Annotated in this window: 25 protein-coding genes and 1 tRNA gene; 9 read left to right on the top strand and 17 right to left on the bottom strand. The window is 71.5% G+C overall.

The window, feature by feature from the left end; genetic code table 11:
* Positions 1-4 precede the first annotated feature (4 nt).
* Both ABD875_RS11170 and ABD875_RS11175 read left to right on the top strand, forming a co-directional pair.
* Positions 5-1,408, top strand: a complete 1,404-nt coding sequence (locus ABD875_RS11170) for an FAD-dependent oxidoreductase (protein ID WP_345176122.1) — start codon at positions 5-7, stop codon at positions 1,406-1,408.
* A gap of 172 nt (positions 1,409-1,580) precedes the next feature.
* Positions 1,581-3,044 (top strand): hypothetical protein, encoded by a 1,464-nt coding sequence (locus tag ABD875_RS11175; RefSeq protein ID WP_345176126.1) that lies wholly within the window; start codon positions 1,581-1,583, stop codon positions 3,042-3,044.
* On the opposite strand, the gene ABD875_RS11180 is transcribed toward ABD875_RS11175, so the two are convergent.
* The 7 genes from ABD875_RS11180 to ABD875_RS11210 are packed head-to-tail and all read right to left on the bottom strand — an operon-like array spanning position 3,031 to position 8,421.
* Positions 3,031-5,397: a penicillin acylase family protein gene (locus tag ABD875_RS11180; RefSeq protein ID WP_345176130.1), complete on the bottom strand. Its 2,367-nt coding sequence runs from the start codon at positions 5,395-5,397 to the stop codon at positions 3,031-3,033. The two genes, ABD875_RS11175 and ABD875_RS11180, sit on opposite strands and share 14 nt — an antisense overlap.
* A gap of 31 nt (positions 5,398-5,428) precedes the next feature.
* A complete protein-coding gene (locus ABD875_RS11185; RefSeq protein ID WP_345176133.1) occupies positions 5,429-5,752 on the bottom strand; it encodes a GroES family chaperonin in 324 nt (107 codons plus the stop codon).
* A gap of 3 nt (positions 5,753-5,755) precedes the next feature.
* Positions 5,756-6,010, bottom strand: a complete 255-nt coding sequence (locus tag ABD875_RS11190; protein ID WP_345176138.1) for a DUF3618 domain-containing protein — start codon at positions 6,008-6,010, stop codon at positions 5,756-5,758.
* A 36-nt stretch (positions 6,011-6,046) separates the two neighbouring features.
* Positions 6,047-6,802, bottom strand: a complete 756-nt coding sequence (locus ABD875_RS11195) for an energy-coupling factor ABC transporter ATP-binding protein (protein ID WP_345176141.1) — start codon at positions 6,800-6,802, stop codon at positions 6,047-6,049.
* Positions 6,803-6,809: 7 nt separating this feature from the next.
* Positions 6,810-7,481, bottom strand: coding sequence for a cobalt ECF transporter T component CbiQ (gene cbiQ / locus ABD875_RS11200; protein ID WP_345176144.1), 672 nt, complete (start codon positions 7,479-7,481; stop codon positions 6,810-6,812).
* The gene (locus tag ABD875_RS11205) at positions 7,481-7,735 is read right to left on the bottom strand and encodes a PDGLE domain-containing protein (protein WP_345176148.1); all 255 of its coding nucleotides are present in this window, start codon (positions 7,733-7,735) and stop codon (positions 7,481-7,483) included. Before ABD875_RS11205 ends, cbiQ begins: the two co-directional genes overlap by 1 nt.
* The gene (locus ABD875_RS11210; RefSeq protein ID WP_345176151.1) at positions 7,732-8,421 is read right to left on the bottom strand and encodes an energy-coupling factor ABC transporter permease; all 690 of its coding nucleotides are present in this window, start codon (positions 8,419-8,421) and stop codon (positions 7,732-7,734) included. Before ABD875_RS11210 ends, ABD875_RS11205 begins: the two co-directional genes overlap by 4 nt.
* 85 nt (positions 8,422-8,506) lie before the next feature.
* Between ABD875_RS11210 and bcp the strand changes: the two genes are divergently transcribed.
* The 3 genes from bcp to ABD875_RS11225 all read left to right on the top strand — a co-directional run bounded on the left by bcp (position 8,507) and on the right by ABD875_RS11225 (position 10,075).
* Complete coding sequence (bcp, locus tag ABD875_RS11215) at positions 8,507-8,998, top strand: thioredoxin-dependent thiol peroxidase (protein ID WP_345176157.1); 492 nt, start codon at positions 8,507-8,509, stop codon at positions 8,996-8,998.
* A 74-nt stretch (positions 8,999-9,072) separates the two neighbouring features.
* Positions 9,073-9,146, top strand: a tRNA-Leu gene (locus ABD875_RS11220).
* 59 nt (positions 9,147-9,205) lie between these two features.
* On the top strand, positions 9,206-10,075 hold the full coding sequence (locus ABD875_RS11225) for a bile acid:sodium symporter family protein (protein ID WP_345176161.1): 870 nt from the start codon (positions 9,206-9,208) through the stop codon (positions 10,073-10,075).
* On the opposite strand, the gene ABD875_RS11230 is transcribed toward ABD875_RS11225, so the two are convergent.
* From ABD875_RS11230 to ABD875_RS11255, 6 genes are read right to left on the bottom strand one after another with little or no spacing between them, the layout of a single operon-like run.
* Positions 10,063-10,650 carry a 1-acyl-sn-glycerol-3-phosphate acyltransferase gene (locus ABD875_RS11230; protein ID WP_345176165.1) on the bottom strand — a complete coding sequence of 196 codons (588 nt, stop codon included), beginning with the start codon at positions 10,648-10,650 and terminating at the stop codon, positions 10,063-10,065. The two genes, ABD875_RS11225 and ABD875_RS11230, sit on opposite strands and share 13 nt — an antisense overlap.
* A complete protein-coding gene (locus ABD875_RS11235; protein ID WP_345176169.1) occupies positions 10,647-11,306 on the bottom strand; it encodes a non-canonical purine NTP pyrophosphatase in 660 nt (219 codons plus the stop codon). Before ABD875_RS11235 ends, ABD875_RS11230 begins: the two co-directional genes overlap by 4 nt.
* Positions 11,303-12,031 (bottom strand): ribonuclease PH, encoded by a 729-nt coding sequence (gene rph, locus ABD875_RS11240; RefSeq protein WP_345176173.1) that lies wholly within the window; start codon positions 12,029-12,031, stop codon positions 11,303-11,305. Before rph ends, ABD875_RS11235 begins: the two co-directional genes overlap by 4 nt.
* A 21-nt stretch (positions 12,032-12,052) precedes the next feature.
* Positions 12,053-12,838, bottom strand: a complete 786-nt coding sequence (locus tag ABD875_RS11245) for an ABC transporter permease (protein WP_345176177.1) — start codon at positions 12,836-12,838, stop codon at positions 12,053-12,055.
* A gap of 1 nt (position 12,839) precedes the next feature.
* Positions 12,840-13,643 carry an ABC transporter permease gene (locus tag ABD875_RS11250; protein ID WP_345176182.1) on the bottom strand — a complete coding sequence of 268 codons (804 nt, stop codon included), beginning with the start codon at positions 13,641-13,643 and terminating at the stop codon, positions 12,840-12,842.
* Entirely contained in the window at positions 13,640-14,548 is a 909-nt protein-coding gene (locus tag ABD875_RS11255) for an ABC transporter ATP-binding protein (RefSeq protein ID WP_345176187.1), read from the bottom strand. Before ABD875_RS11255 ends, ABD875_RS11250 begins: the two co-directional genes overlap by 4 nt.
* Before the next feature lie 128 nt (positions 14,549-14,676).
* Here ABD875_RS11255 and ABD875_RS11260 point away from each other — a divergent pair, with 128 nt between their 5' ends.
* Together ABD875_RS11260 and ABD875_RS11265 are read left to right on the top strand one after the other, a co-directional pair.
* Positions 14,677-15,822 carry a sensor histidine kinase gene (locus tag ABD875_RS11260; RefSeq protein WP_345176192.1) on the top strand — a complete coding sequence of 382 codons (1,146 nt, stop codon included), beginning with the start codon at positions 14,677-14,679 and terminating at the stop codon, positions 15,820-15,822.
* A 59-nt stretch (positions 15,823-15,881) separates the two neighbouring features.
* Positions 15,882-16,481, top strand: a complete 600-nt coding sequence (locus tag ABD875_RS11265) for a response regulator (RefSeq protein ID WP_379188263.1) — start codon at positions 15,882-15,884, stop codon at positions 16,479-16,481.
* Here ABD875_RS11265 and ABD875_RS11270 read toward each other — a convergent pair whose 3' ends face one another.
* From ABD875_RS11270 to ABD875_RS11280, 3 genes are all read right to left on the bottom strand, one after another.
* The gene (locus tag ABD875_RS11270) at positions 16,482-17,237 is read right to left on the bottom strand and encodes an MBL fold metallo-hydrolase (protein WP_345176201.1); all 756 of its coding nucleotides are present in this window, start codon (positions 17,235-17,237) and stop codon (positions 16,482-16,484) included.
* Positions 17,234-18,049: a glutamate racemase gene (murI, locus tag ABD875_RS11275; protein WP_345176207.1), complete on the bottom strand. Its 816-nt coding sequence runs from the start codon at positions 18,047-18,049 to the stop codon at positions 17,234-17,236. The genes ABD875_RS11270 and murI overlap by 4 nt, the downstream gene beginning before the upstream one ends.
* A 62-nt stretch (positions 18,050-18,111) precedes the next feature.
* On the bottom strand, positions 18,112-18,513 hold the full coding sequence (locus tag ABD875_RS11280; protein WP_345176210.1) for a winged helix-turn-helix transcriptional regulator: 402 nt from the start codon (positions 18,511-18,513) through the stop codon (positions 18,112-18,114).
* Positions 18,514-18,611: 98 nt separating this feature from the next.
* Here ABD875_RS11280 and ABD875_RS11285 point away from each other — a divergent pair, with 98 nt between their 5' ends.
* Both ABD875_RS11285 and ABD875_RS11290 read left to right on the top strand, forming a co-directional pair.
* Positions 18,612-19,475, top strand: a complete 864-nt coding sequence (locus ABD875_RS11285; RefSeq protein WP_345176215.1) for an SDR family oxidoreductase — start codon at positions 18,612-18,614, stop codon at positions 19,473-19,475.
* The gene (locus ABD875_RS11290; RefSeq protein WP_345176220.1) at positions 19,468-20,445 is read left to right on the top strand and encodes an alkaline phosphatase family protein; all 978 of its coding nucleotides are present in this window, start codon (positions 19,468-19,470) and stop codon (positions 20,443-20,445) included. Before ABD875_RS11285 ends, ABD875_RS11290 begins: the two co-directional genes overlap by 8 nt.
* On the opposite strand, the gene ABD875_RS11295 is transcribed toward ABD875_RS11290, so the two are convergent.
* Complete coding sequence (locus tag ABD875_RS11295) at positions 20,442-21,419, bottom strand: ribose-phosphate diphosphokinase (RefSeq protein WP_345176225.1); 978 nt, start codon at positions 21,417-21,419, stop codon at positions 20,442-20,444. The genes ABD875_RS11290 and ABD875_RS11295 overlap by 4 nt on opposite strands.
* Between the last annotated feature and the right edge of the window lie 123 nt (positions 21,420-21,542).

Genomic DNA, 21,542 nt, shown 5'->3' on the forward strand with positions numbered 1-21,542 from the left:
CTGCATGGCACTCACGTCCCTCTGGGAGGACCTGCACCCCCACCCCGCCCCGGCCGAGGCCGTCGTGGACGGCGAGTGGGACGCGCTCGTCATCGGGGCCGGCATCACCGGCCTCACCACCGCGACCCTGCTGGCCCGGGCCGGCCTGGCGGTCGCGGTGCTGGAGGCGCGCCACGTCGGTGCGGGCACGACGGGCCGCAGCACCGCCAAGGTGAGCCTGCTCCAGGGCACCCAGTACTCCCGGATCTCGCGCCGGCACAGCGACGCCGTGCTGCGCGGGTACGCCGCAGCGAACGCCGAGGCGCTCGCGTGGGTCACCCGCTTCTGCGACGACCACGGCGTCGAGTACCAGCGGCGGCCGGCGTACACCTACGCGACCAGCGAGCAGGGCGAGCGCTCGGTGCGCGCCGAGCTCACCGCGCTGCACAAGGCGGGCGTGGACGGTGCCACGTGGGTCGACGAGGTCCCGTTGCCGTTCTCGACGACCGGCGCGGTCCGGCTGGACGACCAGGTCCAGCTCGACCCGCTCGAGCTGCTCGCGGGGTTGCGCGCCGAGGCGGTCGAGCACGGCGTCAGCATCGTCGAGGGCGCGCGCGTACGCCGCCTGCACGGGCACGGCCCGTACACCGTGGAGACCGAGGCGGGTGAGGCCACGGCGCCGCTGGTCGTGGTCGCGACGAACATGCCGATCCTGGACCGCGGCGGATTCTTCGCCCGGGCCGAGCCGGCCCGGTCCTACGGGCTGGCCTTCCGCACCAGCGGTTCGGCCGTCGACGGGATGTACCTCTCGGCGGACTCCCCGTCCCGCTCGCTGCGCGACACCCCGGCACCCACGGGCAGCCTCCTGCTGGTCGGCGGCGACGGGCACAAGACCGGCACGTCGGGCTCGGAGCTCGGGCACCTGGACTCGCTGCGCGCGTGGACCCACGAGCACTTCCCCGACGCCGAGGAGACGCACGCCTGGTCCGCGCAGGACTACGTCCCCCACCACGCCCTGCCGTACGCCGGCCCGATCCTGCCCGGCGCGGACCGGCTGCTGATCGCCGGCGGCTACTCCAAGTGGGGCATGACCAACGGCGTCGCCGCCGCGCTGGCGATCACCGCTCGGGTGCTCGGCGGCAACCTGGAGTGGGCCTCGACGTTCGAGCCCTGGAGCACCCACGAGCTGACCGGCGTGCCGGACAGCATCCGGATCAACGCCGCGGTCGCCCTCGAGATGACCTCGGGCTGGGTCCGCAAGATCGCCACCCGCGACGACGCCCCGATCTGCACGCACCTCGGCGGGGTGCTGCGCCGCAACGACGCCGAGGACAGCTGGGACTGTCCCCTGCACGGCTCCCGGTTCGGTCCCGACGGCTCGGTCCTGGAGGGTCCGGCCACGTGTGCGCTGCGCGGCTCGGGCGCCTGACCGCCAGTCCCTTTTCGGACGCCTTCAGACCACTTTTCTCAAGGCTTACTCAAGGTTCCTCCACCGGCGGTGCAAGGTTCGTCCACATCCGTTACGGGGGCTGTTCTCGGCGTGGAATCGTGCCGATGCACCCGGAGATCACGCCGGACACCCGACCCCCAGGAGTCACCTCATGCGAGCCCGTCTCGTCGCCGCCCTCACCGCCGCCGTCGCGGTGGTCCCGGCGTTTCTCGTCGTCGGCGCCAGCCCGGCGCAGGCCAGCGGCAACAGCGGCACGGTGAAGATCTCCGAGGTCGGCGGCGCCGCCGACGAGAGCAACGACCCGCACGTCGGCTGCTCGTTCGACGTGCAGTGGTACGGCTTCGACCGCTCCTCGTCCGCCGTCACCTTCGCCAGCTGGGCGCCGACCCAGGCCGCAGACCTCACGGTGTCCGGCCCGGCCGCGGTGCCGCTCGGGAACCCGGCCTCCGGCAGCGAGCTGAACACCATCCAGACCTACACGCTGGCCTTCACCGGAGCCGATCCGGCCGCCCAGGGCTACCACGTGAAGCTGACCGTGGAGACCACCCGCCCGGACGGCCGCAAGGGCGTGACGAAGTACAAGACGTTCTGGGTCGACTGCGAGCGCGAGGACGCCTCGACCGAGCCGACCGACCCGGACAACCCGGGCAACCCGGGCAACCCGGGAGAGCCGACCACCCCGGGCACGCCGTTCGACTGGGACTGGACGTACCCCACGCCGACCTGTGACGCGCTCTCGCTGACCTACCCGGCCAGCATCCCGGCCGGCCAGGCCAACGACGCCAACGTCCGGTTCGCGACCGCCTCGGGCCAGTTCACGCTGAACTTCCACAACAACGCGGGCACCTGGTCCGGCGCCCACGTCTTCGACTTCAAGAGCCACCCGCAGTGGCCCGCCGGGCTCACCGACTACCACGTCGTGTGGACCCAGGTCGGCGGCACCAACTACCACTGGCAGGGCGACGTCGCCTGCGCGCCGGTCCCGACGACCGACCCCGAGGAGCCGTTCAGCTGGGACTGGGAGTACGCCGACCCGACCTGCACCGCGCTGACCGTCGGCTACCCGGCGAACATCCCGGCCGGGCAGGCCAACGACGCGAACATCCGCTTCGAGAGCAACGTCGGCCAGTTCACGCTGAACTTCCACAACAATGACGGCACCTGGTCCGGCACCCACGTCTTCGACTATCGGTCGCACCCGCAGTGGCCGGCCGGCGTCACCGAGTTCCACGTCGTGTGGACCCAGGTCGGCGGCACCAACTACCACTGGCAGGGCGACGTCGCCTGCGTGATCGAGGACGGCACCGCCAAGGCGGTCACCGAGGTGGCCGGGTTCAAGGCCGGCAAGGTCACGGTCAGCAAGGGCGCCACCGTCGCCAGCGACGCGATCGTGGTCGACGGTGCCGGCTTCCAGGACCTCTACCTGCAGATGTCGACCACCGGCCAGAGCTCGTGGAAGTCGGTCAGCACCGTCACCACGACCGCCAGCGGCACCGGCCGGGTCACCTTCCCGCAGCTCACGAGGAAGGGCACCTACCGCTTCCGGGTGGTCGTGGCCGAGTCCGGGATCTCGACCGGCGACACCACCGACGTCCTCACCGTCAAGGTCCGCTGACCACGAACCGGCGTACCAGGTCCCTGCGGATCTGGGCGTCGGTCCACGCGAAGCGCACCCACCGGCCCCGCGAGAACATCCGGGTCTGGTCGGTGGAGTACGGCGAGCGCGGGTTCTCGGACTGGCCGTAGGTCAGGATCGTGCGCGCGTCCACGCGGCCACCGCTGAGGTAGGAGACCGCCTGGATGTGCGAGGAGCCGTACGTCACCGCGCGGAAGTAGTCCGCGTTGTCGCGCGCCCAGCGGGAGGCGAGCGCGTTGGCGTTGCCGACCTCGTCGCCGCTGCCGCCACCGAGCGGGATGGGCGGCGCGCCCCGGTCGCCCGCGACCTGGAGCCGACCCCACGGGACGTCGAAGGCGATGCCGCGCTCGCGCAGCGAGGCGATCGCGTCCGCCATCGCCTGGACGACCTGGGGGTTCGCGACGTTCAGGTCCCGCGGGGTGTCCAACGGGTCGCCGGGGTCGAACTGCGTCACCCAGACCGGGTCGACGAGGTCGAGCGGCAGGGACGGCAGCCGGGACACGAACTCCTCGAAGATGTGGGTGCCGACGGAGTCGACGTTCGACGTGCGGTCCCAGGCCTCGAGGACGTCACACGCCTCGGTCTCCCCCGTGGCCCGGCAGACCTGGTCGAGCGCGCCGCCCTCGCTCATCACCTCGGCCGCCATCAGGCGGTTCTCGTGCTGGTGCCGGCGCAGGCTGCGCGGCGACTCCTTCCGCCCCGACTCGAGCCGGTCGATCACGTACTGCGACACCATCCGGGTGCGCATCGTGCGCACGCACCGCTCGCAGCCGATGATCCCGGCGTACCCCTCCAGCGGTTGTGCGGGGTTGGGGAGCCAGTACGAGTCGTTGGCGTTCATCACCCAGTCGCGACGGACCGCCTTCGGCAGGTTCGCCGGGCCGAAGACCCCGGGACGCTGGGCGTCCTCGTCGGTGCGCCACGCGCAGGTCGAGCCCGCGAAGGTGCCGTCGAGGCCCGGCAGCCCGGCCACCTGCTGGAGCAGGATGCCGGTCGGCGTGAGGCACTGCTGCACGAGGTCGTCGGGCACGTTGGGCACGACGGAGTGGTCGGCGTACAGCACGTTCCCGGCGCGGTCGGCCGCCGTGGTGTTCACCCACGGCATGCCGCCGCCCGCGTCCTGGCGGCGCAGCAGGTCACGGACGCTGGTCGCCTTGCCCATGTCGAGGAACGTGTCGATCGTGCGCAGGTGCTCGGCGTTCGCGTCGCGGATCGCCCAGACGCTGAGCGGTCCCCACGGCATCAGCGTCGCCGGAGAGTCGACGACGTAGCCCTGCGGGGTGCGGTAGACGTCCTCGGTCACCGTCCCGTCCGGAGTCTCCACCTCCACGACGTCGCGGATGAGCTCCTGCGGGCCGGCGTCGGTGAGGTAGGTCGTGCCGGGGCCGGGCGTCTCGTACTCGTACGGCGTGAACCGGTACGCCGTCGACACGGTGTGGCTCCACGCCACGTCCTCGTTCCACCCGATGTTCACCACCGGCGAGCCGATCAGCGAGGCGCCGGCGACGTCGTACCTGCCCGGGATCGTCAGGTGCTGCTGGGTGAAGTGGTAGCGGCCGCGCCAGGGGAAGTGCGGGTTGCCCAGCAGCATCCCCTTGCCGGTGGTGGTCGCGTCGCCGCCGACGGCGGTGGCGTTGGACCCGAACGGGGACTCCGGGTCGCGGCCGAGCGCCCTCAGCAGCGCGTCGCGGTCGACGTCGGCCGCGACCGGGAGCTCGGGCAGGCCTGGGTCGTCCGGGGTCGGCGGCGCCGCGTCGACGATCTCCTCGACGAAGACGCCGGACGACGCGAGCAGGTTCGCCAGGTAGACGCCGTACCAGAGGTCGAGCGACGTCACGTCCGGCTTCAGGTACGCCGCTCCAGCGCACGCCGGGTCGGTCACCCGGTGGGTGCGCAGCCACTGGTTCGCGCCGGCGACGTACCCGTCGACCATGGCGCGGGCCTGCGGGCCGGGACCACGGACGGGGTCCTTCAGCAGCTTCTCGACGACCTTGCGCTGGTGCAGGCTCGCCACGAACGCGTCGACCTGGAGGTTCGAGGCGTCGAGGGTGACCTGGTCGTTGTACCGCTCGTCGGGGCCGAACCACTTCGACCGCTCACCACGCGCGGTCACCAGGGTGTCGGCCAACGTGCAGACGGCGGCCTCGGTGGCGGCGTACCCGCTGCCGAAGCCCAGCGAGCCGAAGTCCCGCGCGGTGATGTGCGGGATCCCGTGCTCGGTGACCGCGATGCTCGCGCGGTAGCGGTCCCGGGGCGCGGCGTCCGCCGCCGGGACGGCGACGAGCGGGACCAGGGCGGCGGTCGCAGCGAGGGCGACGAGTCGGCGCAGCATGCCCGCTACAACGGGCCGGAGTGCGTCCGGGTTACAGGTACAGGCCGGTGGCGGAGTCGCCGATGCGCTCCGCGGCCACCGCGTGGACGTCCCGCTCGCGCATCACGATGTAGACCTCGCCGGCGACCTCGACCTCGGCCTTGTCCTCGGGCTCGAAGAGCACCTTGTCGCCGACCTCGACCGCACGCGCGTGCGGGCCGACCGCGACCACGCGCGACCAGGCCAGCCGGCGCGCGCCCATGGCGGCGGTCGCCGGGATCACGATGCCGCCGCTGGAGCGGCGCTCTCCGGACTCACGGTCCAGCTCCACGAGGATGCGGTCGTGGAGCATCTTGATGGGGGTCTTGTCGCCCATCGGTCAGCGAACGACCTTGCGGACGACGACGAAGAACGTGATCACACCGACCGCGACACCGGCGGCCTTGAGGATGTTGTCGGTGCGCGGCTGGCCGGTGGACCGGTCGACGAAGTGTGCCTTGATGTCGGCGACCTCACGGCTCACGATCGTCTTCGGGTGCGAGCGGTAGAGGAGCTGGTCGATCGTGGTCGCCAGGCGCTCCCTGGTCTCCTCGATCTCCTGCTCGAGAGCGGACAGCTGGTCGTCCTTGCCCACGTGATCTCCTCGTCGTCGTCTGTCGGGGCGAGGCTATCAACGCGCCGGAGGCAGCGTCGTCCGCGGGTCGAACCCGAACGGCAGCTCGAGCCGGTTCTCCTTCATCAGCACGTCGTCGGTGAGCACGTCGTACGTCGATCCGTCGGCCACGACCGTGCCACCGCTCAGCACGACCGAGCGCGGGCACAGCTCGAGGGCGTAGGGCAGGTCGTGGGTCACCATCAGCACCGTCACGTCGAGCGAGCGCAGGATGTCGGCGAGCTCGCGGCGCGAGGCCGGGTCGAGGTTCGACGACGGCTCGTCGAGCACGAGGATCTCCGGCTCCATCGCCAGCACCGTCGCGACCGCGACCCGGCGGCGCTGGCCGAAGGAGAGGTGGTGCGGCGGGCGGTCGACGAACTCGGTCATGCCGACCTTGTCGAGTGCGTCCATCACCCGGCGGTCGAGCTCGTCGCCCTTGAGGCCCAGGTTGGCGGGCCCGAACGCGACATCGGCCCGGACCGTGCCCATGAACAGCTGGTCGTCGGGGTCCTGGAACACCACGCCGACCCGGCGCCGGATCTCCTGGAGGTTCGCCTTCTCGACCGGCAGCCCGCTCACCGAGACGCTGCCGGCGCCGGCGGTGTGGATGCCGTTGAGGTGCAGCACCAGCGTGGTCTTGCCGGCGCCGTTGGGACCGAGGAGCGCGACCCGCTCACCCTGGTGGACGTGGAGGTCGACCCCGAACAGCGCCTGGTGGCCGTCGGGGTAGGCGTAGGCGAGGCCCTTGACCTCGAGGACGGGGGTGCTCACTGGGTGCTCATTTCGGGGGCATCCTCCCGGTGTAGCCGCGCGACAGCATCGCGAGGTGGACCCGCTCGCCGCGCTCGTAGGAGCGGATGAACAGCGCGCCCGCCGAGCGGGCCAGGATCGGCCAGTGCCGCGGGTTGCGGGCGGTGAACCCGCGCGACTCGCGGGCGACCTTCATCCGCTGCATCTCGCCGGTCACCACGTCGAGGTAGCGGACCATGAACGACATGATCTGCACGAGCTGGCTCGGCATCCGCAGCCGCTCCAGCCCGGCCAGCAGCTCCTGCGGCTCGGTCGTCGCGGCCAGGGTGAGGCTGGCGAGCACGCCGAGCGTGCCCTTCACGACCAGCGCGACGCCGGCCTCCAGCCCGTGCTGGCTGACGGTGAGGCCGAGCACCTCGGTCTTGGGCCCCTCGGCGACGAACGGCAGCAGCAGCGCGAACACCAGGAACGGGACCTCGACGACCGTCCGCTTCAGGATGTAGGTCGGGGGCACTGTGCTGATCGCGACGACCACCGCGATGACGCCCAGGTAGACCGCGTAGGCGGCGTACCAGTCGCGGGGTGTGGCGACGACCACCAGCATGAAGGCCAGCAGCGTCAGGATCTTCAGGTGTGCCGGGGCGCGGTGCACCACGGAGTGCCCGTGGTAGTGCAGCTTGTGACCGTGCCCGGCGCCCATCAGTCCGAGCCTCGGCGGCGCACGGCGTACGTCACGCCACCCGCGACGGCCAGCACGACGAGGACGCCGACGACGCCGGTCACGCTGCCGTAGTCGCCGAGGAGCGCGTCGCGGCTCTCCTCGGTGTCGGCGAAGCCGTGGTCCTCGGAGACCTTGGTCAGGCCGTCCGGCGAGCCCGAGGCGTAGCTGCTGACGACCCCGGCGAGCAGGAGCGCGACGAGGACACCCGCCGCGACGAACCAGCGCGTCCTCATGCCGTCACCTCCGAGCGGATCTCGAGCTCGCGGCGCGCGAGCACCCGGCGGGCGCCGTAGACGAGGTCGGGGCGTACGGCGATCACGGCGCCGACCGCGAGGAACGTGATGATGCCCTCGCCGATGCCGATCAGCACGTGCACGCCGATCATCGCCGTCAGCAGCTTGTCGAGCGAGATGTCCGCCGTGCCCCCGACGGCGTAGAGGCCCACGAACAGCAGGGCGGCGGCCGGGACCGACGCGAACGCCGCGATGCCGGCCTGGGCGGGCACGAGCGCGAGGCGCTTGGGCATCGTGGCCTGCAGGACCTTGAACACCAGCCAGCCGACGAGGACCGTGGCCACGCCCATCAGCAGGATGTTGGTGCCGAGGGCGGTGATGCCGCCGTCGGCGAACAGCAGGCACTGCACGAGCAGCACGACGCTCACGCACAACAGGCCGGTGAAGGGGCCGACCAGCACCGCCGCGAGCGCACCGCCCATCAGGTGGCCGCTGGTGCCGGCCCCGACGGGGAAGTTCAGCATCTGCACCGCGAAGACGAACGCGGCGACCAGGCCGGCCATCGGCGCGGTCTTGTCGTCGAGCTCCTTGCGGGCGCCGACCAGGGCGGCACCGACACAGCCGATGGCGACGACCGCGGTCGCCGTCGACGTCGGAGCGTCGAGGAACCCGTCGGGGACGTGCATGCTGACTCCTGCTCAACGGATACGTTGGAACCCTTCGCGCTCACCCTACGTTATTGCAAACCACTCGCAACAAGGAGCCCACCTCGTGACCCAGCGCCTCTCCCCCGGTGACACCGCACCCGAGTTCACGCTCACCGACGACACCGGCGCCGAGGTCGGTCTCAGCGACTTCCTCGGCCGCAAGGTGATCGTGTACTTCTACCCCGCCGCGATGACTCCGGGCTGCACCAAGCAGGCGTGCGACTTCACCGACTCGCTGGACTCCCTCAAGGCCCAGGGCTACGAGGTGCTCGGCATCTCCCCGGACAAGCCGGAGAAGCTGGCGAAGTTCCGCGAGCGCGACGCGCTCACCATCACCCTGCTCTCCGACCCCGACAAGTCGGTGATGAAGCAGTACGGCGCGTTCGGGGAGAAGAAGCTCTACGGCAAGACCGTCGAGGGTGTCATCCGCTCCACGGTCGTCGTCGACGAGGACGGCAAGGTCTTCCTCGCGCAGTACAACGTCAAGGCCACCGGGCACGTCGCCAAGCTCCGCAAGGACCTGAAGCTCAACCTCGCCGACGAGCAGCCTCGCTGAGACCGGGTCGTCCGCCTCTCGGCTGGCTATAGCCCCGCCTGAGGCGGACGACCCGTCTGGGACACTGCTCCCGCGCGCCCGTAGCCCAATTGGCAGAGGCACCAGGTTTAGGTCCTGGCCAGTGCGAGTTCGACTCTCGCCGGGCGCACTCCCGACCCGCCCAGCGATTCGCCGCCGTCCTGTGACCGCAGTCACTAGAGTCCGCGCATGGACTCCGCCCTCACCACCGTCGGGCTGCCGCTGGCGCTCGGGATCATCATGTTCGGCCTCGGGCTCTCGCTCACGCTCGACGACTTCCGCCGGGTGGCGAAGGCGCCGAGGGCGGTGGCGGTCGCCCTCGCCTGCCAGCTGGTGCTGCTCCCGCTGGTCTGCTTCGGGCTGGTGAAGGCGCTCGACCTCGACCCGCTGCTCGCGGTCGGGATGATGCTGCTGGCGGCATCGCCGGGCGGCACGACCGCGAACCTGTTCAGCCACATCTTCCGCGGCGATGTCGCGCTGAACGTCAGCCTGACCGCGGTGAACTCGATCATCGCGCTGTTCACGCTGCCGCTGATCACCAACCTGGCGATCGACCACTACGGGCTCGACGACGAGGTCAGCCTGCCGTTCAGCGAGGTCGTGCAGGTCTTCGCGATCGTGCTGATCCCGGTCGCGATCGGCATGTTCGTGCGGGCGCGCAACATCGCGTTCGCGGACCGGATGGAGCGTCCGGTGCGGATCGGGTCCGGCGTGATCCTCGCGATCCTGGTGCTCGCGGTCATCGTCGACCAGCGCGAGAACGTCTCGGACTACGTCCAGGACATCGGGCTGGCCACCGCGCTGTTCTGCGCGATCTCGCTGGTCGTCGGGTTCTTCGTGCCGCGCGCCCTCGGCGTGCGGGAGGACCAGGCGATCGCGTCCTCGATGGAGATCGGGGTCCACAACGCGACGCTCGCGATCTACGTCGCGGTCGAGATCCTCGACAGCACCGAGATCTCGGTCCCGGCCGCGGTGTACTCGCTGGTGATGTTCGCGTTCGCGACGCTGTGGGGCCTGCTGCTCACCAAGAAGCTGGTGAAGACCGCTCAGCCGGCCTGAGCGTCCTCCTCCTTCAACCGCGGCACGGTCGCGCCCTCGGGCCTGATCCCGCGCTTGTCCGCGAAGAACTCGCGGAGCCGGTCCATGTCGGCGACGACGTCACCGGTCAGGGCGAACGTCGGGCCCCAGCCGACGGTCCGCGAGGGCGCGTCGAGGAAGGCGAGCGTGATCGGCAGGCCGGTCTGCTGGGAGATCCGGTAGAAGCCGGACTTCCAGTACTCGCCCCTGCTCCGGGTGCCCTCGGCCGCGATGCCGAGCAGGAAGGTCTCGTCGGTCTCGGAGTCGACGATCAGCCGCCGGATGGTCTCGCCCGGGTTCTCCCGGTCGAGCTCCACCGCGCCGGACCAGCGCAGGATGCTGCCGAGCGGGCCCTTGAACAGCGAGTCCTTGACCAGCAGCCGGATCTGGATGTTGTAGTCCCACGCCAGCAGCATCGTGAGGACCCAGTCCCAGTTGGACGTGTGCGGCGCCCCGACCAGGATGCCCTTGCGCGGCACTTCCCCCACGGTCTTCCAGCGCGCCAGCCGCAGCAGCAGCCGGGCGAGGTTGCGGCGGAAGAAGAACTCGCGCTTCATCGCAGGATCCGGGCGACGATCGGCGCCATCCGGCGCAGCGCCCACCCGCGGTGCGAGATCGCGTCCTTGTCCTCCCGCGAGAGCTCCGCGGTGCTCACGCCCGGCCGGTCGTCGGCCTCGAACAACGGGTCGTAGCCGAAGCCACCGTCGCCGCGCGGCGCCCGCAGCACCCGGCCCGGCATCACGCCGCTGGTGAGCTCTTCACCGCCCGGGTGGCAGAACGCGACGGCGCACTGGAAGTGGGCGGTACGCCGCTCGTCCGGCACGTCGTCGAGCTGCGCGAGCAGCAGGTCGTTGTTGCGCTGGTCTTTGTCGTCGCGAAGCGATCCCCCGGTCCCTGAGGAGCCGAGGGACGAGGCGTCTCGAAGGGTGGGCGGGCCGGACCAGCGCGCGGACAGCACGCCCGGCATCCCGTTGAGGGCGTCGACGCAGATCCCGCTGTCGTCGGCGAGCGACGGCAGACCGGTGGCGGCCAGCCCGGCGCGAGCCTTGAGCAGCGCGTTGCCCTCGAACGTCGGCTGGTCCTCGACCGGCTCGTCGTAGCCATCGACGTCGTCGATGCCGACGACCTCGATCTCGGGGAGGTGCTCGCGGAGGATCCGCTCCATCTCCTCGATCTTCTTGCGGTTGCGCGAGGCGAGGAAGACCCGCGTCATCGCGCCAGCGCCTCCTGCTGCAGCCGCGTGAGGTCGGCGCAGCCCTTCGCGCCCAGCTCCAGCAGCGCGTCCAGCTCGGCGCGGTCGAACGCCGCACCCTCGGCGGTGCCCTGCACCTCGACGAACTTGCAGTCGCCGGTCATCACGATGTTCATGTCGGTCTCGGCGCGGACGTCCTCGACGTAGGGCAGGTCGAGGCGGGGCACGCCGTCGATGATCCCGACGCTGACGGCTGCGACCGAGCCGGTGAGCGGCTCGCCGGTGAGCGACCCCGTCGAGCGGAGGTGGGCGACGGCGTCGGCGAGGGCGACGTACGCCCCCGTGATGGCGGCTGTGCGGGTGCCGCCGTCGGCCTGCAGCACGTCGCAGTCGAGCTGGATGGTGTTCTCGCCGAGCGCCTTGTAGTCGATCACCGCACGCAGGGAGCGGCCGATCAGCCGGCTGATCTCGTGGGTGCGGCCCCCGATGCGGCCCTTGACGGACTCGCGGTCGGACCGGGTGTTGGTCGACGCCGGCAGCATCGCGTACTCCGCGGTGACCCAGCCCAGGCCCGAGCCCTTGCGCCAACGCGGGACACCCTCGGACGCCGATGCCGCGCAGAGCACCTTCGTCCTGCCGAACTCGACGAGCACCGAGCCCGCCGCGTGGTCGAGCCAGTTGCGGGTGATCGTGATGGGTCGGAGCTCGTCGTCGGCGCGACCGTCCTCGCGCGGGGTGGCGTTCATGGCCCCGACCCTAGTCGGCGCTCACTTCACCTCTGCCCGCAGCACCCGTCGGATCCCGATGGCGAGAGGGATCCCCAGCCAGATGATTCCGGAGACCACGAGCTGCGCCCAGTCCTCCCCTGAGCTCGACCAGTCCCAGATCGCCTCCTGCGAGGACTGGAAGTCGATCCACGGTGCCAGGGAGTCGAACCAACCCATCAGCGCGGCACCGGCGAAGAACAGCGGCGGCAGGACCCACTTGTAGACGAAGAAGGCCACGATCGCCGCCGGGGTGTTCAGCAGGAGCGCGGCCAGGGCGAAGCCGCCGAGCATCGCCAGGACCTGGGTGACCAGGAACGCGAACATGTCCGGCCAGCCGAACGACCAGTCGGCCCCCCCCTCGATCAGCCCGTAGATCAGCGTGCACACGAGCCCGATCACGACCGAGACCGCGACCGTCGCCAGCGTCAGCAGCACGCCGACGAACGCCTTGGCCGCGATCACCAGCGGCCGGCGCGGCTCGAGCGAGAACGTCACCATCGCGGAGCGCTGGCTCCACTCGGTGGTCAGCACCATGATGCCGAGCACCGGCAGCAGGAACGACGTCAGGAACGCCGCGACGCCGATGAAGTCGCCCCACGAGATCGGCTCGTCCTGCACGGTGGTGACGGCGAGGACGATGACCTCGGCGGCCAGCACGATCAGGCCGATCGAGACCAGCAGCCAGAAGCCCGCGCGGGTGTCGTACGACTTGCGCAGCTCCACTCGGGCGAGCCGCCAGAACGACGTCTTCCGGGTGCCCGAGACGTCGAGCGTCATCGCACTCATGTCACTTCACCTCCGCGCGGAGCACCCGCCAGATGCCGACCGACAGCGGGATCACGAGCCAGATCACGCCCGAGACCAGCAGCTGGGCCCACTCCTCGCCGGTCACCGAGCCGTCGATGAGTGGGACCTGGGCGTTGTTGAAGTCGATCCAGGGGTGGATGTCGGCGAACCAGCCGATCAGCTCGGCCCCGATCCCGAAGATCGTGGGCAGGATGAACGAGTAGGCGAAGTAGACGACGATGGCGGCCGGGGAGTTCAGCAGCAGCGCCGCGAACGCGAAGCCCGTGAGCATGCCGATCACCTGCAGCAGCAGGAAGAACGAGGTCCGCTTGATCCCGAAGTCCCAGTCGGCGGGGATGTCGGAGATCGCGTTGAACGCGGCCGTGCACAGCGCCGCCAGCAGCAGCGTCACCACGACGGCGGCGACGGCGAAGAGGACGCCGACGACCAGCTTGGCGGCGATGACGTGCGCCCGGCGAGGCTCGAGCGAGAACGACACCATCGCGGTGCGCTGGCTCCACTCGCTGGTGAGCAGGAGGATGCCGAGCACCGGCAGCAGGAAGCCGATCGAGAACGTCGTCGAGGTCAGGAAGTCGTTGTAGGAGACCTGGATGTCCTGGGCGATCGCTACGGACACCTGGATCACCATGACCAGCGCGGTGACGATGCCGATCGAGATCAGCAGCCACAGACCAGAACGGGTGTCGTAGGTCTTGCGCAGCTCGGTGCGCAGCAACCGGGTGAAGGGCGTGGGCGCGGTGCCCGAGATGTCCAGGGTCATCGGCGCGGCGGTGGTCGCGCTCACGAGACCGCCTCCCGCTGGGTTTCGGCGGTGAGCTCGAGGAACAGGTCCTCGAGGCCGCCCTCGCCGCCCCGGAGGTCGGTGAGCACGACGCCGGCCTCGAGTGCGGTCCGGCCGACCTCGACCGGCTCGGCCTCGACCCGCAGCCCCTCGCCCGCGCTGGCCACGGTGATGCCCTTGGCGGTCAGGGCCGCGGCGAGCGCGGCGTTGTCGAGGGCCGTGACGAAGCAGTGCACGCCGCCGCCCTTGGCGGCACCCGCGAGCAGCGACTTCTTGTCACCCTGCGCGACGATCTTGCCGTTGCCGATCAGGATCATCTCGTCGGCGATCTGCTCGACCTCGTGCAGCAGGTGGCTCGACAGCAGCACGGTGCCACCGCGCTCGGCGTACCCCTTGAGCAGACCACGCATCCAGCGGATGCCGGCCGGGTCGAGGCCGTTGGCGGGCTCGTCCAGGATCAGCACCGAGGGGTCGCCCAGCAGGGCGTGCGCGATGCCGAGGCGCTGCTTCATGCCGAGCGAGTAGTTGCGCAGCCGGCGCTTCGCCTCGGTCGGGGTCAGCGACACCAGCTCGAGCATCTCGTCGACGCGCGAGTCGGGCAGTCCCATGGTGGCGGCGCCGAGCTCGAGGATCTCCCGGCCGGTGCGGCCGGCGTGCTGGGCGGACGCGTCGAGCAGGACGCCGACGTGGCGGCCCGGGTTCGGGATGTCCTTGTAGAGGTGACCACCGATGGTGACCCGGCCGGAGGTGGGCGGCGTCAGGCCGACCATGATCCGCATCGTGGTGGTCTTGCCGGCGCCGTTCGGGCCGAGGAAGCCGGTCACGGTCCCGGGGACGCAGCTGAAGCTGATGTCGTCGACGGCGGTGAACGTGCCGTAGGTCCTGGTCAGTCCTTGCACTTCGATCATGGCTCCAGCCTGCCGGATCGAGACGAGCGCCGCACGGTACGCGCGGATGGACCTCGCAGACCAAAGTAGGGGTGCCGCCGGGACCCCGGCATCGTGTACGCCGCGGCCCGGACGCCTAGCCTGGGCAGGTGGACCGGCCGACCCCAGCGGAGTACCAGCCGCCGCTGCGGTGGTGGAGCCACGCGTGGCGGCTCGCGGTCATGCTGTCGATCAGCGTCACGGTGTGGCTGACCGTCGTCGACTGGCAGACCGAGGCCCGCCTGCTGCTCGACGTCGCGGTGGGCGTTCCCGCGTTCGTCCTCATCTTCTACCGACGCCGGTGGCCGGTGGCCGTCGCCGTCGTCCTGACCGTGGCGGGCGGGTTCTCCTCGATCGCCGCCGGGCCCGCCACCCTGGCGGGCGTCTCCCTGGCCACGCGCCGCCGGTGGCGGGAAATCATCCCCATCTCGGTGCTCGCCCTGGGCTGCGCCGAGCTCTTCACGGTGGTCCAGCCGAGCAACCCGGACGACCCCGAGTGGTTGATCCTCCTGATGAACGTCATCGCGGTCTCCGCCACGGCGGCCTGGGGCATGTACATCGGCTCGCGGCGCGAGCTGATCTGGACGCTGCGCCACCGCGCCGAGCGCGCCGAGGCCGAGCAGGAGCTGATGGTGCGTCAGGCGCGCAGCCAGGAGCAGGCGCGGATCGCCCGCGAGATGCACGACGTGCTCGCCCACCGGATCTCCCAGATCTCCATGCACGCCGGGGCACTCGCCTACCGCGACGACCTCACACCGGAGGAGGTCCACACCAGCGCCGAGGTGATCCGCGACAAGGCACACGAGGCCTTGACCGATCTCCGCGGCGTGCTGGGCGTGCTGCGCGACGGCGCCGGCGAGCCGATGCTCGCGCCGCAGCCGACGTACGCCGACCTCCCCGAGCTGGTGGCCGACGCGCGCGAGACCGGCGTGCGCATCGAGTTCGAGGACCTGGTCGAGGACCCCGTGCCGGAGTCGACCGGCCGCACGATCTACCGGATCGTGCAGGAGGGCATCACCAACGCCCGCAAGCACGCGCCGGGCGCGCTGCTCAGCGTGCGGGTGAGCGGTACGCCGGAGGACGGCATCGACGTGTTCCTGCGCAACCCGGTCGGCTTCGGCCCGACTCGGACCCCCGGCGCCGGACTCGGCCTGGTCGGCCTCACCGAGCGCGCCGAGCTGCGGGGTGGACGGCTCGACCACGGCCGGGAGGGCTCGACGTTCGTCCTGCACGGCTGGATACCGTGGGCCGCGTGAACACCACGCGCGTGCTCGTCGTCGACGACGACCCCCTGGTGCGCTCCGCCCTGGCGCTGATGCTCGGTGGCCACGACGACCTCGACGTGGTGGGCGAGGCGGCGGACGGCCGCGAGGGCGTCCGGCTGGCCGGTGAGCTGCGGCCCGACGTGGTGCTGATGGACATCCGGATGCCGCGGCTCGACGGGCTCGGTGCGACCCGTGAGCTACACGCGCGGCCACACCCGCCGCGGGTGATCGTGCTGACGACGTTCGATGCCGACGAGCAGGTCGTCGAGGCGCTGGCCTCCGGCGCCGACGGGTTCCTGCTCAAGGACACCCCGCCGCCGCAGATCGTCGAGGCGATCCGCAAGGTCGTCGACGACGAGCCGATGCTCTCCCCCTCGGTGACCCGGACGCTGATCCGGCGGCTGCGGGACGCGCCCGACGACGGGGCCGACGCCGCCGCCGCGGCCGCCGCGCGGCTGGCGCTGCTGACCGAGCGCGAGAGCGAGGTCGCGGAGGCGGTCGGACGCGGGCTGAGCAACGCCGAGATCGCCGCGGAGCTGCACCTGTCGGTGCCGACCGTGAAGGCCCACGTGTCCCGGCTGTTCGACAAGCTCCAGGTCACCAACCGCGTGCAGATCGCGATCCTGGTCCACGACGCCCAGAAGGGCTAGTCAGAGGTCGTAGACGGCTCCGCACACCGCGAGCTCGGTCGGGCCGTCGTACGTCGTCGCGGCCTCGGCCAGCGCGTCCGCCGGCTCGTGCCACGGCGGGACGTGCGTGAGCACCAGCCGCTTCACGCCGGCGCGGGCGGCGACCGCGCCCCCGTCGGCACCGGTGAGGTGCAGGTCGGGCGGGTTCGCGTGGCCGACCCGGAACGACGCCTCGGCCAGGAACACGTCGGCGTCCCGCGCCACCTCGTCGAGCGACGAGCACGGGCCGGTGTCTCCGCTGTAGGCCACGGTCGCGCCGTCGGCGGTCACCCGCAGCCCGAACGCGTCGACGGGGTGCAGCACCGGGATCGGCTCGATCGAGAACGGGCCGATCTCGACCGGCCCGAGCCACTCGCGGAAGTCGAACTCCTCGTGCATCCCGGGGTCGAGCGGCAGGTCGTAGGCGCGCGCCATCCGGTCCGCGGTGCCCGCGGGGCCGTAGACCGGGATCCGCGGCTGGTGCCCGGTCGGGTGGTACTTGCGCATCACGTAGTAGCCGGACAGGTCGAGGCAGTGGTCGGCGTGCAGGTGGCTGAGCAGCACGGCGTCGATCGCCAGCGGGTCGGCGTACTTGTGCAGCGCACCGAGGGCGCCGCTGCCGAGGTCGAGCAGGATCCGCCAGGTGCGCCCGCCGGCGTCGGCCTCGAGGAGGTAGCAGCTGGCGGGCGAGTCCGGCCCGGGGTAGGAGCCCGAGGAGCCCACGATCGTGAGCCTCACGCCAGGCCTCCGACGAACTGGGAGGCGGCCACCATCTCGGGGCCGAGGAAGCGCCGGCCGATGGTCTCGAACTCGCCCGGGGTGCCCGTGGTGAGGAAGGAGTACGACGGGTCGCCGCCCGGCCGGATCAGGTCGGTGCGGACCAGCATCTTGTAGACGTCCTTGGCGCACTCCTCGGCGCTGCTGACCAGCGTGACGTCGTCACCCATCACGTAGGAGATGACGCCGGTGAGCAGCGGGTAGTGGGTGCAGCCGAGCACCAGCGTGTCGACGCCGGCGGCAATGAGCGGGTCGAGGTATTCGTGCGCGTGGTCGAGCAGCTCGTCCCCCGACGTGACGCCGGCCTCGACGTACTCGACGAACTTCGGGCAGGCCCGGACGTGCAGGTCGATGTGCGGCGCGGCCGCGAACGCGTCCTCGTAGGCCATCGACTCGGCGGTCGCGCGGGTGCAGATCACGCCGATCCGGCCGGAGTGGCTGGCGGCGACGGCGCGGCGGGTCGCGGGCAGGATCACCTCGACGACGGGGACGTCGTAGCGCTCGCGCGCGTCGCGGAGCATCGCCGCGCTGGCCGAGTTGCACGCGATCACCAGCGCCTTCACCCCGCGGTCGACGAGGTGGTCGAGGCACTCGAGCGCGTACTCACGCACCTCGCCGATCGGCTTCTGGCCGTACGGCTGGCGAGCGGTGTCGCCGACGTACACGATCGACTCGTGCGGCAGCTGGTCGATCACCGACCGGGCGACGGTGAGTCCGCCGAAGCCGGAGTCGAAGATGCCCACAGGGGCATCGCGCAGCTCAGGCGTGGTCATGGTCGGCACGAGGAGCAACGGTATTGGGTCGGGAGGGTCCACGCACGGAGTCGCGACGTACCTCACGCGTGCTCGTCGTCACCCTCGCCCTCCGAGCCGACGGCGGTGCGCTCGAGGATCTGGTCGGCGTGGCGGGTCACCCAGATCATCAGCGGCAGGAGCTTCTCGACCAGACCCTCGCCCAGCGGGGTGAGGGAGTACTCGACGTGCGGCGGCACGACCGGTCGCGCCTCGCGCAGGACCAGCCCGTCGCGCTCGAGGGTGCGCAGCGTCTGAGCGAGCATCTTCTCGCTGATGCCGTCGGCGCGCCGCCGCAGCTCGCTCCACCGCAGCGGCTCACCGTCGCTGAGCGCGGCGAGCACGAGCGGCGCCCACTTGCTCATCACGTGGTCGAGGACCTCGCGGGTCGGGCACCCGGTGGTGAAAACCTGCTCGGGGAACGCCGCGGCCAGACTAACCTTCATGCCAGTACCTTACTCGAAAGTGGGTACTAACCAACGGGAAGCATGGAGGTCGACCGGTCGTTCCAGCAGGTGACAACCACCCGCTCGAAAGGCTCATCATGACCGTCCTCGTCACCGGCGCCTCCGGCCACCTCGGCCGGCTCACCGTCCTCGCCCTGCTCGACCGCGGCGTCCCCGCCGCCGACGTCGTCGCCACCGCGCGCGACCTCGACGCGGTCACCGACCTCGCCGACCGCGGCGTCCAGGTCCGCCGGGCCGACTACGACGACCCGGCCTCGCTCGACGCGGCGTTCGCCGGTGTCGACCGCCTCCTGCTGGTGTCGTCCAACGCGGTGGGCGCGCGCGTCACCCAGCACCGCAACGTGATCGAGGCCGCGGCCCGCGCCGGCGTCGACCTGCTCGCCTACACGAGCCTGCTGCGCGCCGACAGCAGCGGCCTCGGCCTCGCCGCCGAGCACATCGCGACCGAGGACCTGCTGAAGCAGAGCGGGCTGCCGGTCACCCTGCTGCGCAACGGCTGGTACCTCGAGAACTACACCGAGAACGCCGGCCCGGCCCTCGCCACGGGACAGGTCCTCGGCGCCGCCGGCGACGGCCGGATCAGCGGCGCGACCCGGCAGGACTTCGCGGAGGCCGCGGCGGTCGTCCTCGCCGGCGGCGAGCACGCCGGAGCCGTCTACGAGCTCGCCGGCGACGAGGCCTTCACGATGGCGGAGTACGCCGCCGCGCTGGCCGCCGCGACCGGGCGGGAGATCACCTACACCGACCTGCCCGCCGCGGAGTACGCCGCCGCCCTGGAGTCCGCCGGCGTGCCCGCGCCGTTCGCCCAGGTGCTCGCGGACTCCGACCAGGGCGTCGCCCGTGGCGACCTGGAGGACCACTCCGGCGACCTGTCGCGGCTGATCGGCCGGAGCACGACCGGACTCCCCGAGGCGATCGGCGTAGCGTTGTCGGGTGCGTAGCCCAGCAGCCCTCGCCCTCGCGGCCGCCGTGGTCCTCGCGGGCGCGGCCGCGCCCGCCCACGCACGCACGACCGGAGCGGGCGCGCCCCGCTCCGGCGTGGTCGCGATCTCGGTCGACGGGCTCAACGTCGCCGCGATCAGGAGGCTGGGCGCGGCCGGCGCCCCGACCCTGCACCGGATGCTCGACCAGGGTGCCGGCACCCTGAACGCCCGCACCGAGCACGAGCAGACGACGACGCTGCCGAACCACACGAGCATGCTCACCGGGCGCCGGATCAGAGCGTCCGCCGGCGGCCACGGCGTGACGTGGGACGACGACCGGCCGCGCACCACGGTCCAGGGCGCGGCCGGCCACCCGGTCGGGTCGGTGTTCAGCGCCGTCCACGCCGCCGGCGGCCGCACCGCGCTGTACACGACGAAGGAGAAGCTCCGGCTGTACCAGCGGTCCTGGAGGGCCGGCGTCGACACGTTCCGTTTCACGGAGAACCAGCGCCGCCTGGTCCGCGCCGCGCGCGCCGACCTGGCCGACGGGGCGCCGGCGTTCACGTTCCTGCACGTCTCGCTGCCCGACCGCGCCGGTCACGCGTACGGCGGGATGTCGCCGCGGTACCTCGACGCGGTGCGGCGTACCGACCGGCAGCTCGGCGGCGTCCTCCGTGCGGTCGCGCGCGAGGGCACGGTGATCCTGACCACCGACCACGGGTTCGCGACCGGGGAGAACGGCCACGCCGACAAGCGCGACGTCGAGAACTACCGGATCCCGTTCCTGGTCTGGGGCGTGGGCGTCGAGCCGGGCGACCTGTACGCGTCGAACCCGACGTTCCGCGACCCGCGGGCGCGGCGTCCGGGGTACGCCGGGCTCCAGCCGGTGCGCAACGGCAACGTGGCCAACCTCGCGCTCGACCTGCTCGGGCTGGGCGCGGTCCGGGGCAGCGGGATCGACCCGGAGCAGACGCTGTCCGTCGACTAGCTGAACAGCCGGCCCTGGGGCGGCCCCAGCGACGGGTCGACACCGTCGAACATGCTGCTGACCGACTCCCCCGCGTGGGACCGGGCGATCGCCTGGGCGAAGAGCCCGGAGACCGAGAGGACCCTCAGCTCCGGCCAGCCGGAGGGCGGCGGGACGGTGTCGGTGGTGACGACCTCGGTGACCATCGGGTGACCGCGCAGCCGCTCGATCGCCTTCCCGACGAAGAGCCCGTGGGTGCAGGCGATCGCGGCCTCGGTGCAGCCCTGCTCGGCGAGCCGGTCGAGCAGCTCGACGATCGAGCCGCCGGTCGCGATCTCGTCGTCGAGGACGATCGCACGGCGTCCCTCGACGTCGCCGACGATCGTGTCGATGACGACCTGGTCGTCCCCGAGCCGCTTCTTGCTGCCAGCGGCGACCGGGACGCCGAGCAGCCGCGCGAGCTGGCCCGCGGTCTTGGCGTTGCCGAAGTCCGGCGACACCACGACCGCGTCGGTGAGGTCCTGGCCGAGGAAGTGGTCGGCGAGCACGCCGAGGGCGGTCAGGTGGTCGACCGGGACCGAGAAGAACGCGTGCACCTGGGGCGCGTGCAGCGTCATGGTGAGCACCCGGTCCACGCCGGCCGCGACCAGCATGTCGGCCACCAGCCGGCCGCCGACGGACAGCCGCGACGCGTCCTTCTTGTCGGAGCGCGCGTAGGAGTAGTACGGGATCACCGCCGAGATCCGCTCCGCCGACGCACCGCGCGCGGCGTCGATCATCAGCAGCAGCTCCATCAGGTGCTCCTGCGTAGGCGGGCACAGCGGCTGCACGAGGTAGACGTCGCGCTGGCGGCAGTTCGTCTGCAGCTGCGCCTGCAGGCAGTCGTTGCTGAACCGCGTCATCTCCACCGACGACAGCTCGACGTCGAGGTCCTCGCAGATGGCCGTGGCCAGTCCTCGGTGGGCGGATCCGCTGAAGACGACGATCTCGCGCAAGGGAGCTCCCAGGTCGGCAGGGCCGGTCGTGGCCACCGTAGCCAACGACCCGCGACCGGGCCCATCACCCGGAGCGGGTGATCTTCGACCCTGGGGTCTGGCCCCGGATCTGGCCCGGGGGTC

This window comes from Nocardioides caricicola, assembly GCF_039541135.1.
GTDB lineage: Bacteria > Actinomycetota > Actinomycetes > Propionibacteriales > Nocardioidaceae > Nocardioides > Nocardioides caricicola.

Excerpts from the sequence above, each read along its gene's own strand:
- ABD875_RS11170 (WP_345176122.1), top strand. The coding sequence starts at position 5 with ATGGCACTCACGTCCCTCTGGGAGGACCTGCACCCCCACCCCGCCCCG.
- ABD875_RS11175 (WP_345176126.1), top strand. The coding sequence starts at position 1,581 with ATGCGAGCCCGTCTCGTCGCCGCCCTCACCGCCGCCGTCGCGGTGGTC.
- ABD875_RS11180 (WP_345176130.1), bottom strand. The coding sequence starts at position 5,397 with ATGCTGCGCCGACTCGTCGCCCTCGCTGCGACCGCCGCCCTGGTCCCG.
- ABD875_RS11185 (WP_345176133.1), bottom strand. The coding sequence starts at position 5,752 with ATGGGCGACAAGACCCCCATCAAGATGCTCCACGACCGCATCCTCGTG.
- cbiQ (WP_345176144.1), bottom strand. The coding sequence starts at position 7,481 with ATGGGCGCCGGGCACGGTCACAAGCTGCACTACCACGGGCACTCCGTG.
- ABD875_RS11205 (WP_345176148.1), bottom strand. The coding sequence starts at position 7,735 with ATGAGGACGCGCTGGTTCGTCGCGGCGGGTGTCCTCGTCGCGCTCCTG.
- ABD875_RS11210 (WP_345176151.1), bottom strand. The coding sequence starts at position 8,421 with ATGCACGTCCCCGACGGGTTCCTCGACGCTCCGACGTCGACGGCGACC.
- ABD875_RS11225 (WP_345176161.1), top strand. The coding sequence starts at position 9,206 with ATGGACTCCGCCCTCACCACCGTCGGGCTGCCGCTGGCGCTCGGGATC.
- ABD875_RS11230 (WP_345176165.1), bottom strand. The coding sequence starts at position 10,650 with ATGAAGCGCGAGTTCTTCTTCCGCCGCAACCTCGCCCGGCTGCTGCTG.
- ABD875_RS11235 (WP_345176169.1), bottom strand. The coding sequence starts at position 11,306 with ATGACGCGGGTCTTCCTCGCCTCGCGCAACCGCAAGAAGATCGAGGAG.
- rph (WP_345176173.1), bottom strand. The coding sequence starts at position 12,031 with ATGAACGCCACCCCGCGCGAGGACGGTCGCGCCGACGACGAGCTCCGA.
- ABD875_RS11245 (WP_345176177.1), bottom strand. The coding sequence starts at position 12,838 with ATGAGTGCGATGACGCTCGACGTCTCGGGCACCCGGAAGACGTCGTTC.
- ABD875_RS11255 (WP_345176187.1), bottom strand. The coding sequence starts at position 14,548 with ATGATCGAAGTGCAAGGACTGACCAGGACCTACGGCACGTTCACCGCC.
- ABD875_RS11265 (WP_379188263.1), top strand. The coding sequence starts at position 15,882 with ATGCTCGGTGGCCACGACGACCTCGACGTGGTGGGCGAGGCGGCGGAC.
- murI (WP_345176207.1), bottom strand. The coding sequence starts at position 18,049 with ATGACCACGCCTGAGCTGCGCGATGCCCCTGTGGGCATCTTCGACTCC.
- ABD875_RS11280 (WP_345176210.1), bottom strand. The coding sequence starts at position 18,513 with ATGAAGGTTAGTCTGGCCGCGGCGTTCCCCGAGCAGGTTTTCACCACC.
- ABD875_RS11285 (WP_345176215.1), top strand. The coding sequence starts at position 18,612 with ATGACCGTCCTCGTCACCGGCGCCTCCGGCCACCTCGGCCGGCTCACC.